General features: G+C 34.1%; 17 protein-coding genes. 8 read left to right on the forward strand and 9 right to left on the reverse strand.

Translation table 11 applies throughout. The annotated features are described in order from the left end of the window. Both LV89_RS21830 and LV89_RS21835 read left to right on the forward strand, forming a co-directional pair. The coding region (locus tag LV89_RS21830) for a transposase (protein WP_146199229.1) at nt 1-329 on the forward strand (329 nt) is incomplete at its 5' end. A gap of 65 nt (nt 330-394) precedes the next feature. Next, nucleotides 395-1,453, forward strand: a complete 1,059-nt coding sequence (locus LV89_RS21835) for a phosphatase PAP2 family protein (protein ID WP_109745057.1) — start codon at nt 395-397, stop codon at nt 1,451-1,453. A 186-nt stretch (nt 1,454-1,639) separates the two neighbouring features. Here LV89_RS21835 and cobC read toward each other — a convergent pair whose 3' ends face one another. From cobC to LV89_RS21880, 9 genes are all read right to left on the reverse strand, one after another. Next, nucleotides 1,640-2,206 carry an alpha-ribazole phosphatase gene (cobC, locus tag LV89_RS21840; protein ID WP_109745058.1) on the reverse strand — a complete coding sequence of 189 codons (567 nt, stop codon included), beginning with the start codon at nt 2,204-2,206 and terminating at the stop codon, nt 1,640-1,642. Continuing rightward, nucleotides 2,191-2,979, reverse strand: coding sequence for an adenosylcobinamide-GDP ribazoletransferase (locus LV89_RS21845; RefSeq protein ID WP_109745059.1), 789 nt, complete (start codon nt 2,977-2,979; stop codon nt 2,191-2,193). The genes cobC and LV89_RS21845 overlap by 16 nt, the downstream gene beginning before the upstream one ends. A gap of 4 nt (nt 2,980-2,983) precedes the next feature. Beyond that, nucleotides 2,984-3,994, reverse strand: coding sequence for a nicotinate-nucleotide--dimethylbenzimidazole phosphoribosyltransferase (gene cobT / locus LV89_RS21850; RefSeq protein WP_109745060.1), 1,011 nt, complete (start codon nt 3,992-3,994; stop codon nt 2,984-2,986). Nucleotides 3,995-4,290: 296 nt separating this feature from the next. Further along, nucleotides 4,291-4,794, reverse strand: coding sequence for a bifunctional adenosylcobinamide kinase/adenosylcobinamide-phosphate guanylyltransferase (locus LV89_RS21855; RefSeq protein WP_109745061.1), 504 nt, complete (start codon nt 4,792-4,794; stop codon nt 4,291-4,293). Nucleotides 4,795-5,275: 481 nt separating this feature from the next. After that, on the reverse strand, nt 5,276-6,274 hold the full coding sequence (locus tag LV89_RS21860; RefSeq protein ID WP_109745062.1) for a type II toxin-antitoxin system HipA family toxin: 999 nt from the start codon (nt 6,272-6,274) through the stop codon (nt 5,276-5,278). Next, entirely contained in the window at nt 6,271-6,597 is a 327-nt protein-coding gene (locus tag LV89_RS21865) for a HipA N-terminal domain-containing protein (RefSeq protein ID WP_109745063.1), read from the reverse strand. The genes LV89_RS21860 and LV89_RS21865 overlap by 4 nt, the downstream gene beginning before the upstream one ends. A gap of 20 nt (nt 6,598-6,617) precedes the next feature. Continuing rightward, complete coding sequence (locus LV89_RS21870; RefSeq protein ID WP_109745064.1) at nt 6,618-6,827, reverse strand: helix-turn-helix domain-containing protein; 210 nt, start codon at nt 6,825-6,827, stop codon at nt 6,618-6,620. A gap of 222 nt (nt 6,828-7,049) precedes the next feature. Beyond that, nucleotides 7,050-7,937 (reverse strand): ParB/RepB/Spo0J family partition protein, encoded by an 888-nt coding sequence (locus LV89_RS21875; protein WP_109745065.1) that lies wholly within the window; start codon nt 7,935-7,937, stop codon nt 7,050-7,052. 11 nt (nt 7,938-7,948) lie between these two features. After that, nucleotides 7,949-8,896, reverse strand: coding sequence for a ParA family protein (locus LV89_RS21880; protein WP_109745066.1), 948 nt, complete (start codon nt 8,894-8,896; stop codon nt 7,949-7,951). A 778-nt stretch (nt 8,897-9,674) separates the two neighbouring features. Here LV89_RS21880 and LV89_RS21885 point away from each other — a divergent pair. From LV89_RS21885 to LV89_RS21910, 6 genes are all read left to right on the forward strand, one after another. Next, the gene (locus tag LV89_RS21885) at nt 9,675-10,646 is read left to right on the forward strand and encodes a replication initiation protein (protein ID WP_109745067.1); all 972 of its coding nucleotides are present in this window, start codon (nt 9,675-9,677) and stop codon (nt 10,644-10,646) included. A 24-nt stretch (nt 10,647-10,670) separates the two neighbouring features. Continuing rightward, nucleotides 10,671-11,555 (forward strand): AraC family transcriptional regulator, encoded by an 885-nt coding sequence (locus LV89_RS21890; RefSeq protein WP_109745068.1) that lies wholly within the window; start codon nt 10,671-10,673, stop codon nt 11,553-11,555. A 260-nt stretch (nt 11,556-11,815) separates the two neighbouring features. Continuing rightward, complete coding sequence (locus LV89_RS21895) at nt 11,816-13,126, forward strand: MFS transporter (protein ID WP_109745069.1); 1,311 nt, start codon at nt 11,816-11,818, stop codon at nt 13,124-13,126. 299 nt (nt 13,127-13,425) lie between these two features. Then, nucleotides 13,426-14,499 (forward strand): cupin domain-containing protein, encoded by a 1,074-nt coding sequence (locus LV89_RS21900; RefSeq protein ID WP_109745070.1) that lies wholly within the window; start codon nt 13,426-13,428, stop codon nt 14,497-14,499. A 123-nt stretch (nt 14,500-14,622) separates the two neighbouring features. Continuing rightward, on the forward strand, nt 14,623-16,005 hold the full coding sequence (locus tag LV89_RS21905) for a fumarylacetoacetate hydrolase family protein (protein WP_109745071.1): 1,383 nt from the start codon (nt 14,623-14,625) through the stop codon (nt 16,003-16,005). Between the two features lie 591 nt (nt 16,006-16,596). Continuing rightward, entirely contained in the window at nt 16,597-17,295 is a 699-nt protein-coding gene (locus LV89_RS21910; RefSeq protein ID WP_109745072.1) for a helix-turn-helix transcriptional regulator, read from the forward strand. Nucleotides 17,296-17,304 lie beyond the last annotated feature (9 nt).

Genomic DNA, 17,304 nt, shown 5'->3' on the forward strand with positions numbered 1-17,304 from the left:
AGTACAATTCACAGGCTATGCAAGTATATGCTAAAAGATGGACTATTGAGTGTTTTTTTAAAGCCATTAAAACCGCTGGTTTTAATATAGAAGATACTCACTTGAAAGACCAAAAACGCCTCGAAAAACTATTAGCAGTTATTGCCATTGCTTTTGTTTGGGTGTATTTGATTGGTGATTATGAAAATCAACAAAAAACAATCCCTATTTTAGCCCATCAAAGAAGAGCTTTTAGCATTTTTAGGTATGGATTAGACCACCTAATAAAAGCATTAACCTTTGATAGTCAGATAATTAAACATTACTTACAACTTTTGACACGTACTTAGACTCGAATGATAAAAGAAATATTGAATTTTGGAATACAGGCTCTCCAAGTTTCCGTTGGCAAGATTTGATTAGTAAATTATGGCAGTCGGATGCACAAAAAAATGGAGTTTTGGCTAATATGCTTGTTTCTGTGAGTATTTATGATGCTACTATTGCTGCTTGGGATAGTAAATATGTGTACAATAGAAGTCGTCCATTTGCGTCGGACAAACGCATTCAAACATTTGGATTGAAACCTGATAGTCCATCGTACCCTTGTGAATATTCTGTTGCAGCAGGTGTTGCTTCCACTATAATAGCTCATTATTTTCCTAAAATGGCTGATTCTGTCAATCGTATGGCTAAACTGGCGATGGAATCCCGAATTGCTACGGGTGTTGCTTTTCCGAGTGATACACGGGCTGGCTTTGAGTTGGGAAAAAGAATTGCACTGCAAGAAATAGAATCTACCAAAGATTTTATGGTAAATACTCCTTGGGATGGTAAATATCCAGAAGGGAAAGGGCTTTGGAACGGAAAATACGCTGCATTTGCCAATGTTGGAAAAAGTAAAACGATTGTCTTGATGAATGCAAGTCAGTTTAGACCATTGCCCCCACCAGATTTTGCTAAAGATATGGTTGAATTGAAAAACTTTAAACCTACCCATAAATCTATGTCAAATGCGTTTTTTTATGATAGTCAACCATTTTGGAATGATTTAATTACCAAGAAAATATTTGAGAAAAACCTACATTTGAATGCTCCCAAGGCTGCCCGAATTTATGCCACATCTGCCATTGGCTATTATGATGGATTTGTATCATGCTTTGACGCTAAATATACTTATTGGGGCATTCGTCCAGAACAATATGATACCACTTTTAAACCTGTTTTATTTGAAAGTCCACCATTTCCCGGTTATCCGTCTGGTCATGCAACGGTTAGCAGTATTACAGCCGAATTATATTCCTATTTTTTCCCTGAAGACAAGTTATATTTTCAAAATAAAGCGAAAGATGTTGCAGAATCCAGATTTCATGGGGGTATCCATTTTAGAACCGATAACGAAGTTGGACTTGAACTTGGGAAAAAGATAGCCTCTGAAATTGTGAAAAAATTAAGAATGGATGGAGCAGACTGAAGTACATTTTATCGAATCTGTTTAACAAACCAGCTTTTGGAAAAAAGCTAAAATACATCCAAATATGATATTAGACTTCCTACGAAAGTGTTTTATGATTGAAAAATGGTATATTTTCTCTATTTGTATCCGAAAAAATACTGTTCTACGGCTTAAAACACTTTCGTAGGAAGTCTAATTTTATTCTTAAAGATTCTTTAAAAAAACCTTATCCATCACACTTTCCTTTGCAAGCTTTATACAGAATACTTCTCCATATTCTACTGATAGTTTAAAAATATTGATAAGTGGAATGTTTAAGATATGGCTAAAAATACACCTTATCACCCCTGCATGCGTGATAATTATTACTTTTTTATGGGGTTGAGTTCGTAATGCCTCTATAAAACTGCTCACTCTTGCCTGCATATCTATCAAACTTTCACCTTCGGGCGGTGCAACATTCACAAAATCTATCATCCAAGGGTTCAATTCTAAAGACGGGATTTCGTTCCAAGGCTTTCCTTCCCAAATTCCAAAATTCAGCTCCATGAGTGAATCATCAAACTGAATATTTTGGAAACCAAGTTCGTTTGCCAATAGTTGACATCTAATTAATGGGCTTGAATAAACCGAATCAAAATCAGTAGGTAATTTGGCTTTTATTGTGGCAACTTCTTCTAAAAAAGTATCAGCCAATGGGGGATTACTTTGCCCATAACATATTGAACTAATGTTCTTTATCTCGGTATGTCTAATTATATATATTTCCATAGCACCAAATAGGTTAATAAAACAACGATTTCCCCAAATTGTTCAGTTGCCCCCAGACAATCGCCAGTGTAACCTCCCAACCATTTTTTGAAATATCTATTTGCATACGCATAAAGTAGAAATAAAGGCAAAATTACCATTAGCAATAAAGGGTTTATAAAACCTAAGATGACCAAGGGTATCAAACCAAAAGTGTACGCTCCGACTATTTCTACGGAAGTATGTCCTTTGGCAATTGGTTTGGCTTTTGAGGTTTCGTCTTCTCGGGCGTATTCGCTATTGAACACAATATTTATTGCCGTCAGACGAGCCAAAGCGTGGTAAGAAACGAATATTAAAAATATAGTCAAATAATCGTTACTCGCTATTTTTGCCAATAATTTAATTAAAACCAGTATTTTTAAAATCAAAAGAAAACCAATTGCAATCCCTCCATAAGCCCCAATACGGCTATCTTTCATTATTTCAAGGATTTTTATTTTTGTCCAACCACCTCCAAAACCATCAAATACATCGGCAAATCCATCTTCATGGAATGCCCCCGTACACAAAATACCTGCTATTAAGGAAAATACAACGGCTATTTCTACCTCAAATAGGAATGAGCATAAAGCAAACACGATAAAACTAATCCCTCCTACTATCCAACCAATAAATGGAAAGTAACGTGTGGCTTTGTTAATATAATCAGGTGAATGGTCTGTATTGGATGGGCATGGAATACGTGTATAAAACATCAGTGCCGTGAAAAAAATACGTAATTCATTTTTCATAATTTCACTCTTTATTGCTTATACCTGCCGACTCAAAGCTTGCCATTTCATTTAAAAAATTTATGGATGATTCAATAATTGGAAAAGCTACCGCACAGCCAGTTCCTTCTCCCAGCCTCATATTGAGCTGTAAAAGTGAATCCGCTTTCATAAATGCTAACATCTGTTTATGTCCTTGTTCTTGGGACTGGTGACAAAAAACAGCATTTTTCATAATTTCATCCTTTATCCTGAAAGCTACCAAGAAAGCCGAACTCGCTATAAACCCATCTACTAATATTAGCATATTTTTTTCAAAAGCGGTCAGCATCGCCCCTACTATTTGGGTAATTTCAAATCCTCCGAATGTTCTTAATATTTCGATTGGGTCAGTGATAGTACCATGAAATTCACTCGCCATTTTAAGTTTAGCTATTTTATTTTCTAACTGTAAATCATTGATTCCCGTACCACGACCAACACATTTTTCAATGGGAATTTTACAGCAATAACTCATTATCATAGCCGCCGACGACGTGTTGGCAATACCCATTTCGCCAAAACCAATTACGTTGCACCCTGTATTAGCAACAGCGTTTACAATTTCTTTTCCTTGTTGAAAACAGGCTTCCAATTGTGCCTCAGTCATTGCTTTTTCTCGCAAAAAACTCTGTGTACCTTTAGCTATTTTGGCATCTACCAAATTGGGATGTGGCTCAAAATCATGATTTACACCTGCATCTACAATTTTTAAAGTAATATTATGTTGTTTGGCGAATACATTAATGGCAGCTCCACCAGCCAAAAAATTCATTACCATTTGATATGTTACCTCTTGTGGATAAGCACTCAAACCGTCGTTTGCTACGCCATGGTCACCAGCAAAAACAATAATAGTTGGTTTTTGTAAACTTGGGCTAAGCGTATTTTGAATAGTAGCAACTTGTATAGCGATTTTCTCTAAAATGCCCAAGGCTCCCAATGGTTTGGTTTTAAAATCAATTTTGTGTTGTAATTTTTTCTCTATTGATGTCATATTCTTTCTTTTTTAAAACCATCAGCAACAATGCCGACAGCCATTTTTGCAACCTAATACCCTACTTAAATGAATAATTCTGTTAAACTCAACCCCGACTTATTACTAAAGCTGTTTACACTTTCGGTATCTTTTGAAAATTTGTTTATTTTTAAAGAGGTCGAAGTAAATTTTTGACATATAGCAGGGCTAAGTATTTGGAATAAATAAATTGATATTGTGTAGAGTCGTATGCGATACCGCCCCCTCCCCTACACAATGATGACAATATTTATGAAGCAGTTTTTTAAACAGCTTCACTTAATCGTTACAGGTATTCCACTAACCATTAACGTAACTTTTGTGGCTTTGGAAGCCAAATATTGATTTACCCATCCTTGCAAATCTGTGAATTTTCGTCCCATAGCTGTTTCGGCATGGACACCCATACCCAGCTCATTGGTGATGAAGATAAAATTACCCTCTTTATCTGCCAAAAGGTCTATTTCTATTTTTGCTTTTTCAAGGCAAATATCTATATTATATTTTTCTTCAATAAAAAAATTGGTCAACCAAAGAGTAGCACAATCTAAGACAATTGTCTGATTGTCAATAGGTAAACTACCAATATACATTTGTTCTTCAATGGTAGTCCAACGCTCATCACGGTCGGATTGGTGGCGTTTGATGCGTTCTTGAAAGTCGTCATCCCATTGTTGGGCAGTTGCTACATAAATAGGACTTTGTGAGAAACTAAGAGCTAAGTTTTGGGCAAAACTACTTTTCCCACTTCTTGCTCCACCTGTTATCATCCAAATCATAAAACTTCTAAATTTTTATTTTTAAAAAACAGTTTAAACTTTAAATATATCTTGAAAAGGGTAGCGTTAAAACAAGTTTTTAGAGATACTTATCAGCGTGAATGATACAATTACTGACTGACTTTAGAAAACGAATTTGCAGTCCACATAATGCCACCATAAACGACTATCCCTACCACCCATTAAATCTAATTTTCACAATGCAGCCCAATACAATAGATTTGATTTTGGGGAAAGAATCTACTAAAACTTTAGCGTGTGGTTCTCAATCTTTAAGGATTGTATTTCATCAAAAAAGACGTAACAACCCTGCAAGTTGATTTGGAACTTGTTTAAGTAATGTAGAGATTTTCAAGAAAATAACGGAATGATAAGGGCTGTCTCCAACAAATAGATTAAGTTTTAAGACAAAAAACATACATTTTTAGGAGTATCAAATTTTAAAAGGGAACTCTAAAAATAAACTTAACCTTTAATAAAATTATTTTTTCAAAAAATTACGTTTCGAGCTAATCATTTGTGAATAAGCCCTTTTATTGGCATCAGTCAAAAACGAGTGACTAATCAACGTTTCTACTAAAGGTTGTTTGTCCAAAAATGGCAATAATAATTTCTTTATTCTTGCTTCATTCATACCCAATCGTTTTCCTAATTCCATGAAATCATCCTGATGAGCATGACCAGAATTCACTTGGTGTATCGACCGAAAATCGTCTTTAAATAATCCTTTACTCAAAGCAAAATCGGTATCATCTACGTGCAAACGAGTATTAATAAGGTCATAAGCAGGACTTAGGACATAATCGCCTTTAGGGGTTTCTATCAATGAAAAATTTTTCAAATGAGCGTCTCCATTGCTAAATAAATAATTGAAAATCAACAAGATAAAATATTTTTCCATTTCAATTCTCCACGTTGGTACAAAGAATTGTATGAGTTCACCAAGTTCTTCATAACTAAATTCGTATTTATAATTAACCCCAAAATTATCCTTCGTTTTTCCTGCCAAACTCGCAAAGTCTTCTACCCCCCATTTTATTCCCTCTTCTTTAATGTCAAACCGTTTGGTAATATAAGCTGGCGTGCCATCTGCAAAGAAAATCAAGGCATTAGCCGCCGTATTAATGCCAAATACTTGCGAGGCAATTTGCATCGTAAGATGCTCATTGGCTGGCACTTGGTCAATTTTCTTTAAATCTCTTGGAATAGGTTTTAAAATATATTCTCCTTGTTCACCTTCTTTGGTAAGTCTTAATTGATTTTTTTCCAATATTAAACTCAGCTTTTCCTGCACACCCGAAATTGAAATTCGTTTCCTGTTTTCCATAAACAAATCTTCTATTTCTTCACTGGTTTGTGGTTTTGGGTACGGCAAAACATGACTCACTTTTTTATTACGAAATACTTTTCGCAAACAAGTAGAACTGTACGATGAATAACCCTCTGCCAATGTACCGGGACAATATTTCAAGTCTATCATAATGGTAAAGGTTTTACGGTTATTGCCCCGATGGTATCAAATTGAGAGGTTTTTGCTAAAAGTCCAAAGCTATCATTTTCATCAATTTTAAAGAGTACACATTGTAATTTTCGGTTAACTCCTTCACTCAACATATTATAGAAAAAAGGGAATAAAAAATCACTTTGAAATACTTGCTTGTTTTTGGGAAATGTCAAACTAATATCCTGACAATCTGGCGATGAAAAATATTTATCCTCATATTCAAACCGATAGTTTTGACGACTTTCTTCTGTAAGAATTCCCGCCAAAATATTATTTCGATATACCGCTAATTGTCGCATTGATTAATATAAATTTTTAGCTAAGATTTAAAACCTATTTGTCTGATAGTCCATACCAATTCCATTCCCAAAATTTCAGATAATTTTGTGAGTGTTTCCAGCCGTGGATTACCTTTTCCGCTTTCAAAAGATTTGATAGTTCGTAGTCCAACGCCTGATAAATCCGCTAAATATTCTTGGGTAACTCCCAATTCTTCACGCCTATTTCTAAACTCTTGTGATAAATCCATGAAAGTATTTATTTAACAAGGGCAATATATGGCACTTTTTGCGAATTTTCAAGTAAAATCATACAAATATTTTATCAAAAGTGCTGAATAATGCACTAAAAGACGATAAGAATTTATAGAAAGAAATCTTGTTACGAAGCATAAAAAAGCCTTGCAAAATAGAGACTAAATTGAGTCTATTTTGCAAGGTTTTTTACGATTTTTCCTAAAAGTGAAAGCGTTTCACTTTTGGAGAAAATCCTTATAAAGATTGATTTTTTGTATCAAAATATCACAGTTTTTAGTTGTTTTCAACTTCTGTGAAAGTTGCTTAATTTCGAGTAATAATTTAGGTTCTTCAACTGATAAATTAACCGATGGACTTTTGTCAATAATTGCGGTTAACGCTTCTATACTTTCAACAGAATCTTTTTCAATGGGTTCATTTGAAAGCGTTTGAATATCTTTTCTACTAATTTTACTGACGCCTTGTAAAACTTCTTCTCTCAAAGGTTTTGAAAGTTTACTCATGCCATCAGCAAATTTTCCGTCATTTTTTATCGTTCTTGAACTTACATTAAATGTTGCGGCTAAGTTTTCAGCAACGTTAATAATTTGCTCGTCATTACCATTAATTTGTAAAGCTACACCTCTATTTTTTTTCTGGGAATTATACTTTAGTCCACGGTAGTAAGATTCTTCTTCAAGCGATAAATTTCGTCGCCCAATTTGCAAATCAATCATGTATTCCTTTACATCATCAATAGAAGCAAAAACTTTGAGCGTTATCTTAAAATCAATTTTGTGTTCTTTACAAATTTTATATCTGTTGTGTCCATCCACTAACAAATACACAGGCGTTTCAGAATCTCCACGCCCTAAATCATACTCGGTTGTTTCCCAAAGCACAAGGGCATCTTGACAACCGTGTTGAATAATATTTTGTTCTAATTGGGAATATTGTTCCCCCGTCAGAGGTCTGATAAATTCTTGTAACTCTGGTAGAATTTCAATGCTATTTTTAACTCTTTCTACATCATTAAAAGCACCTAAACTTGTGGGTTTGGGTGTATTATGTATCTGAGTCATTTCTTGAGCTTTTTTTCTGAAAAGTTCTTTTTTAGATGCCATTTTTCTATTATTTACTCGGTTGAAACTACTTCATAAGCCAAAGCCATATATTGTTTTGAAGCTTTTGATTTATTGTCAAATTTAAAAATATCTTCATTCAAATACTGACTTTGTTTAATTACGGTCAGGTTTTCAATCAAACTTTTAAAGACGGGCAAGGTTGGATACGTTTCTTGAACATTCTCCATTATTGCCTGATGAATGGTTTGATTATTATGCACCATCGTAAATAAAAAGCCTCTTACTTTCAACATCAGATTGGTGTATTCTTTAACGTTATCAATCTTTTCTATTAAGTTTTTAACGCCATTGAAGGCTGAACTTTCGGGCTGAATAGGAATAATACACTCATTGGACGCATTCAAAGCCGAAATAGTCATAATACCTAATGAAGGCGGACAATCGAATAGAATAAAATCAAATTGGTCAGCAATGGCTTGAATTTTTCGAGCTAAACGCATTTCAGAACCTACTTCGGTAATAAGTTTGATTTCATAAGTTGCCATGTTAATATCTGAAGGAGCAAGAAACAGATTTTCTTCAATGGGCAGAATAGGGAGGGGGTCTCGACTAATAAGCGATTCCACCACTTGTTTTTCAGGATTATGAATACCAAAACATTGAGACAAATTCCCTTGCGAATCCATGTCCACTAAAAGAACTTTATGTCCTAAAATAGCTAAAGCCTTTCCTAAGTTTATTGTTGTTGTGGTTTTACCAACGCCTCCTTTATGGTTAATTAATGATATACAACGAGCTTTCGTGAAACTTTGGTCATGATAACCGTATCGCCGTAAGACTTCCTCTAACTTGTCAAGATGTTTAGGGGCAAATGCTTGAACACCTTCCAATGCTTTATAAATTGTGGTGGTTGGTATTCCAGCTTCTTTCTCTAATTGGGTTCTATTAATAGAGGGTCGAGAAAGTAAAAATTTTCTAACGGTTTCAGTAGTAATCATTTGGCTGATATTTTAATTACACAAATATATAAAAATATATATCGTATAAAGAATAAATATTTATTTTTATATAAATTGATTTTCGGAATATGTTAAGTTGGTTTAGCTTTATAAATTGTGCCATTGTTCATTGAAAAAGTCAGGTTACAATATAAATCCTCTTTAAACGCTATTTAACCTGACTTTTTCTTTTAATAATTCATCGAAAAAGTCAGGTTAGCTATTTTTAGTAGCTATTTAAAAGCTATTGAGGTCTTTTATTGGTGATTTTGATTGAAAAAGTCAGGTTATTGGCTCAATCTTCATTTAAAATTGTTTGAGAATAAACAAAATCGAATTTAATGATTGAAAAAGTCAGGTTAGATAAAATTATTTCCAAATTAAGAGAATGTTCTTTGATAAAGGGATTTATCAATACTTTTAGCAAAAAGTCAGACCCAACCTATTATTTTTAGTAACTGACTCTGTATTTATTATATTTATCAATATATATTTGATTGTTTAGGGCGTTGTAAGGCATTGATTACCAAATAGTTACAAGTCTTAACCTGACTTTTTTGATGACTAATCTGACTTTTTCGATGAAAAGAACATCTCTAAACTGACTTTTTCAATCACTTAACCTGACTTTTTCGATGAATGAAAGAGTCGGTTTATAAGATTTTCAAAAGGCTTGAAATTACGTAATTGTCTAAGAGATAGTATCTTGAAAAACTCACAAACAGACCTTGTTTTAGAAAAGTCTGTTTATTATATTTGATTTCCAAAGTCAATAACTATGAGCAGTAAACCAGAAAATAATCAAGATGGGTTTGTAAAAAGAATTAACAATTATCAGCCTAATACCCTCACAACTTCACGTCAATCTTATACGTTGCAAGAAAAGCGTATTTTAAGTTACGTAATTAACCAGTTCAATCATAAAGACGAATACGTAAAAGACAAGAATGTAAGGTTCAAAATTCCCATAAATGAGTTAGCACAACACATGAATTACACAGAAGCCAAAAGTGCAGCTCAGGGTTTACTCACCAAACAAATCAGAATTGAAAATCCAGATAGTAAACAATTTATTACCAAAAATTTATTTGTTACCGCCAATTATAATGTCGATAATTCTGGAGTCTTAGAAATGACTGTAAGTGCCGACTGCGTAGCAGATTTCATTAATTTAGGGCAACTTTACACACGCTACAATCTGGAAATGTTTCTTTCTTTCAGTTCAAAATATACCCAAAGAATTTATGAACTCATTATGCTACACGCAGGACGTAAACAGTTTGATTTTTCCATTGATTTAAAAGAATTAAAGGAAATGATAGACGCTACCAATTATACAGTTTATTCCGATTTCAGACGAAAAGTGTTAGAAGTCGCACAAAAAGAACTCTCTGAAAAAACCGATTTTAGTTTTGAAATTTCAACCAATGGTAAGCAAAGAAATATCAGCAGGTTAACATTTAAAATTATTTCATGGAAAAGAGACGCACAATCAGAAGTGAATATCGACCTCGAAAACTTCATCAATGCCCCATCAATAAACCAATTCAATGGCATTAAGCAAATCATTGAACAACACTATCAATTTAGAAAAGAACAAATCGCAAAGATTTTAAATAGCGAAGAATTAAGAGAGAAATTCGTTGAAATTGATGCAAAAATTAACGTCGGTTTAATCGAAATAAAAACCACTAAAACAAGATACATGATTGTTGCCCTTGGCTTGAATAAATCCGATAAAACGTTCTAAGAAAAACTGAGATAAAAACCAAAAATGTCCACAAAAGTCTATTTCAAAGGAAATTACCAAAAAGATTCAATTGATTTCGAAGATGGCTTGATTCAAGTCACGGCATTTCCCTTTGTAGATAGCCTGTTTGTCAGAGAAGTGAAACCCCATGCACATAATTTTTTTCAAGGTTTTTTGTTGGAAGAAGGCATCACCAGTCTTGAATATGAAGAAAATACCATAGAAATTATCGCCCCTGCATTTTTCACAATACCCAAAAACATCGTTCACGGACTTACCAATTCAGAGGATTGCAGAGGTTGGATAATTAATTTATCCGATTTATTTTTAGAAAATATCCTCAGAAAAGACGCAGATATTGTGATGGAATTGGACGCCATACATATCAAACATCTAAGAGAAGGGGAGGAGACAGAGGAAGTTATTGTTGCGATGAAAAAAATTGTAGCAGAATTTAATCAAAATTTGCCTGGTAAATCAATTATGTTACAAAATTTGGTGAGCATTTTGGTCGTGGGTTTACACCGAATTTCTAAGAAAAATACCCATCCGCTAAACCCCTTACATTCAGATAATACCAGTAAAATCTATTTCAGAAGATTTATTCAGTTAATCAAAACAGACTATACTTTCAAAAAAACCGTTGAATCATTTGCCAATGATTTAGGTATTTCAGCCGGACATCTCAACCGAATTTGCCACCAAATAACCAATAATTCTCCCAAAGAAATTATTTCCAATTATTTCATTCAAGAAGCCCAAAAAGAACTTACCAGTATTGAAAAATCAATTACACAAATTTCTTATCAACTTCACTGCGACGACCCCGCCTATTTTTCACGATTATTTAAGAAAAGAACAGGTTTAACACCTAAAGAATATCGTGAAAAGCATGGCATAAAAGCCTAAAAAATCACTTTCCTTTCGTATTGTTTGATTTGTCCTAAAAACAAATGAAAAGTCCTAAATACTTCTTTCAGAAAGTCTATTTCTTTGCATCACTATAAAAAAACTAAAAATAGTTATGAAAAAATATGATAATTATCAGTAGCAAATTTCGTTTTGCCAACTAATATTTATCCATAACCATTCTTTGAGCATAGCTTTATACTCTTATAATTTGAGAGCTAACCACTAAATTTTACAGTTAAAATTAATCCTAAGTCAACATGAATAAAGTTGAAATTCAACCTTTTTTAGACAACGCACAGTTTAATAAATTCCATAAAAAAGTGTTGTTTTGGACAGCCTTTATCATCATTTTTGATGGATACGATTTGGGTATTTACGGAACAGTTTTGCCTATTCTGATGAAAGAATGGCACTTAACACCAGTGCAAGCGGGCAGTTTAGCAAGTTATGGGTTGTTTGGTATGATGTTCGGAGCATTAATATTTGGCACGCTGGCGGCACGCACAGGTTTAAAAAAAGCCATTATTTGTTGTATTCTTTTATTCAGTGTTTTTACGGTTTTATGTGGCTTTGCCAATTCCCCTACCACCTTTGCTATATTTAGATTTATTGCAGGGCTTGGCATTGGTGGAGTCATGCCAAATGTTGTTGCTTTAATGTCTGAATATGCCCCTAAAAATATTCGTAACACCTTGGTAACCACTATGTTTAGTGGCTATGCAATAGGAGGAATTTTATCCGTCTTGATGGGAATGTTTTTGATACCAAACTTTGGTTGGCAAGCAGTTTTTTATGTAGGTTTATTGCCCATCATTTTACTGCCTTTGATTATAAAAGACCTTCCAGAATCATTGAGTTTTTTAGTCAAGAAAGGTAAAACAGATGAAGCACAGGGAGTTTTAGTAAAGTTAGACCCGCAATTTGTACCTCAAAAAGATAATGCTTTAGTAATTGCCCAAACCGAAATCAATAATTCAAGTCTTGCAGATTTATTCAAAAATAATAGACTTATGAGTACGCTCATGTTTTGGATTGCCTTTTTTATGTGTCTTTTAGTGATATACGGCGTAAGTTCTTGGCTTTCTAAATTGATTATGACCAAACCAGAATACAAGGATAATTTGAGTTTAGGGCTTACTTTTTTGCTTGTCTATCATACAGGAGCCGTTTTTGGGGCAATCTTGGGCGGAAGGTTAGGAGACAAATTTGATGTCAGAAAAACGGTAATTATATTTTTTATCATTGCCACCATTGTTATCGCATTATTGGGTTATACCTCATCATTTTTACTGTATGTTTTAATGTTCTTGGCAGGAGCTACAACCTCTGGAAATCAGATAATTATGAATACTTTGGTAGCCCAATATTATCCAGCATTGTTACGTCCAGTTGGCTTTGGTTGGGCATTGGGCGTAGGTAGAGTAGGGGCAATAATTGGACCAATTTTAGGGGGCGTTTTAGTCGGTTGGAAACTACCATTTGAACAGAATTTCTTTGCTTTTTCACTTGCTGCCGCTATTGCTGCTTTTGCTATTTTCTTGGTTAGAATTGAAAACAAAAAGGAATAAGGATTTTAATTTAAAGCCTATTAATCAGTCGGTTATAAGTTTTAGCATTAATTTTCGGAAGTATGTATTTAATGTCGCACGGGTGAGGTTTTTTCGACTCAAATTTAACTTGCGACATTAAGTATATACTTCCATTAATTTTTAATAAATACTGAATACAACTAAATATATTTTCGAAGAGATTTTTCAATGAGTTGACGTATATGCTAAATCGTAAGAATTAAAAGCATACAATTTGAAATTCAGAAACGAAAGATAAGATGAAAGTAAATCTATAATTTTTTACTTGATTTAATAAAATGAACGATAACAAAATAGATGAATTACTCCAAAATTTCAAAGAAGCCAATCTCAAGCCTCTTTGGACGCTTGAACATGATGTAATGCCATTTTCACCAAAACCAAATGCCATTCCTTGGCTATGGAAATGGAATAAATTGTATGAATTGGCAGAAGATGCAGGAGAATTAATTACACTCGAAAAAGGGGGCGACCGCCGTGCTATTGCGTTAGCCAATCCGGGATTAGGTGGAATGCCTTTTGCTACCGAAACCTTATGGACGGCGGTGCAATGGCTCAACGGAAAAGAAGTTGCTCCTGCACATCGTCATACTTCGCAAGCAATTCGTTTTATTGTGGATGGTGCTGGCAGTTATAGCACCGTTGAAGGTGATAGAGTGTATTTGGAAAGAGGAGATTTGGTGCTAAACCCACCAATGCTTTGGCACGACCACGGTAGTGATTCCGACGAAAGAGCCATTTGGATTGATGGTTTAGATATTCCGCTTACAAAATATTTGAATGCCAATTTCTTTGAGCATCTTCATCAAGATGTTCAGGAAGTAGATACTGTCAAAAATTATAGTATTCTCAAATATGGTGCAGGAACAATGAAACCCGCTTGGGAACGCCAAAAACCGATGTATCCACCTATCAGCACTTTCAAATGGGCTAAAACGGAACAAGCTCTCATGGATTTGGCAAAAAGTGGCGATGCTTGTCCTCATGACGATATTGCTTTAGAATATATCAACCCAATAACGGGTAGCTCAGTCATGAAAACATTTAGTTGTTGGATACAAATGATTCGCCCCAATGTACACACACAGGCTCATAGAGAAGTTTGTAGTACAGTATATTTTGTATTTGAGGGAAGCGGTTATTCAGTTATTGACGGTATTCGTTTTGATTGGCAACAAGGCGACCTTTTTGTAGTTCCAAACTGGAAATTACACGAACACGTGAATACTTCTGAGGAAAGAGCCATTTTGTTTAGCCTCAACGACCGACCAACGATGGAAGCTTTGGATAAATATCGAGAAGAGAAATATCAAGAAAACGGAGGACATCAAGAAATAAAGAGTGTATTTTAAAATAAAAAATGATGGCACGCAGATGATGTAGATTTTCAAACACAGATGTATTTGATTTTTTAATCTGAAAAAATCAGCGTTACGAATCTATCTGCGTTATCTGCGTGCCAAAAATCAAAAAAAATGAAATTAGCTAATATTAAAATTGAAGGAAAAAGCACCTTCGGAGTGCTGAAAGGAGATATTGTTATTGATGCTCATGCTTTGCAGGCACCAGTTATTGAAAATACTTTAGCATGGATAAATGCAGACGAAGCAACTAAATCTTCTTTTCAAACAGCGGTAGAGAATGCCAATGTTGAGCAATTGTTAGCAGAAAATAAAGCATTCAATATGATAGACGACCGTATTGAATTTTTACCTGCTGTACATGAACCAAAAAAAATTATCTGTGTAGGTCATAATTTTAGAACACATATTTTGGAAATGAAAAGGGAGATTCCGAAATACGCTATGATTTTTGCAAAATATCATAATGTACTTGCTGGACATAAAGAAATCATTCCAATTCCAGAGGTATCTAAAGAATTTGACTATGAAGCGGAATTAACGGTTGTCATCGGAAAACAAGCAAAAGCCGTTTCATTAGAAAATGCACTCGACTACGTGGCAGGTTATACAGTTGCCAACGACCTCAGTGTTCGTGATTATCAACGTAGAACAATTCAGTTTTTACAAGGAAAATCGTTTGATAAATCTGGACCAATTGGACCTTTCATGGTAACAAGAGACGAATTAAATGATGTTGATAAAGAACACATGGTACTTCGTTTGAATGGTCAGATTATGCAAGAAACACCACTTGCGGATATGGTTTTCAGTGTTTCGGATTTAGTTTCTCAAATTTCGGAATACATGACCTTAGAACCTGGTGATGTGATACTTACGGGTACTCCAGGTGGCGTTGGGGCAGCTCGCACACCACCTGTATGGATTCAACATGGCGATACCATTGAAGTAGAAATTACCAATGTTGGAGTACTTAGAAATAGTTTTAGATTGCCTTCAAAATCGCAAGAGCAATACCCAAACATCGAGGAAATGAAAGCGTCATTACAAGCTGATAAACAAGCTTTTACTGATTTATTAAGCAATATTGGAGAACAAAATTTACACACAAGACCATATACCGATAGTTGGACTGTTGCGGAAGCCGTTGCTCATATTACAGATGCCATAGACTTTTTCCAACATGAAAGTATTAAAGCATTGGCTAATCCTGCTGAAAAAGTAGGCAGACATAAAACCAATGAAAGACGTTTGGCTCGTATTGCAGAACATGGTGCAGATTCGGCAGAGCAATTATCAGCACAAATTTCAAGCAGTATAGACAGTTGTTTGAGCTTTTTGGAAGGATTGACAGATGAAGATTTGGCTAAAAAAGTACAGCATAAATTGCCAAAATTCGGAGAAATGGAATTAGGGTCATTCCTAAATCATTTTGTGGTTGGACATAGCAAAGCACATCTTCGCCAATGTCTTAATTTACAAAATAGATTTGCGTAATGGGTAGTAAATAGGAGTGGGGATTGGGGGTTTAAGACTAACATAGACTTGATTATCAATAGTTTATGTGGTTTTTAAAATATAGCCTAAATTTGCATGATTACTTACTTCTACTTTGGCACTTTAAATAAATGGAGCAAATTTGACTTTCAGGAAGTTGAAAGGTAAATACTCAAATTACCATCTTTTTTTAGAGTGTCAAAGTAGATTTAGTACACTGTTTAATAAGTTATCTAAATAATTTTTATCCTAAAATCTTTGATTGTGGGAACTTCCCGAAAGTTTAACCCACAATGGAATTGTTTCGGGAAGTTAAAATAACTTATTAAACAGTGTATTTAGAGATTCTCCAAGATTATTGATAACTACCATCGTTTTGACTATCAATCATTTATAAAATTATCACTTTATTTTGTCTCATTAGTTAACGAAAATATGTACTTAATTATCGAATAAAACTATTGAACTTTTTGTATTAAATTTGAGCAGACGGTTTACAAAACCTTGTATTAGGCAAGCTACCAAAAGTTGCTTAGCTATCATTCCAAGCGACAAACCTACAACCAAACAAAATTTGCTGACTTTTACAGAATGAAGGATAACGATACCAAAAGACTTTCGAGACTTGTAGCCATCTTAACAATTTTACAGACAAAACGACTTGTTACTTCTACAAAACTTGCTGAAAAATTTGATGTAAGCACACGAACTATTTATAGAGATTTAAAAGCATTAGAACAAGCTGGTGTTCCTATTTTGACGGAAGACGGGAAAGGTTACAGCCTAATGGAAGGCTATAAAATTCCACCGATAATGTTTAGCGAAAATCAAGCAAATGCTTTAATTCTTGCCGAGCAATTAGTTTTAAAAAATAGAGACAGCTCCCTAATTAAAGATTATGCTGAAGCCATAGACAAAATAAAAGCTGTTTTAAAGCAAACGGAGAAGGACAAAGCTAATTTTCTCTCATTAAGAACAAAATTTGCTAAACTTGATAATTTTGAAATTAAGAGTAACATATTATCTTCTTTACAAAATGCCCTTACCAATTTTCACATCGTAAAACTTGACTACATCAATGCTGAAAATAAAGAAAGTAAAAGAACCGTTGAGCCTTTTGCTTTAATAAATACAATGGAAAGTTGGCTTATGATTGCCTATTGTCATTTACGTAAAGACTTTCGTTTTTTTCGGCTTGATAGAATTGAAAAAATGCAAATCTTATCAGATAAATTCACTCCACATAAAATGACTTTACAAGAATTTTTTGAAAAACATCACAGCCACTAATCACCCTTG

It is taken from the genome of Arcicella aurantiaca, from assembly GCF_003148625.1.
Classification (GTDB): Bacteria; Bacteroidota; Bacteroidia; order Cytophagales; family Spirosomataceae; genus Arcicella; species Arcicella aurantiaca.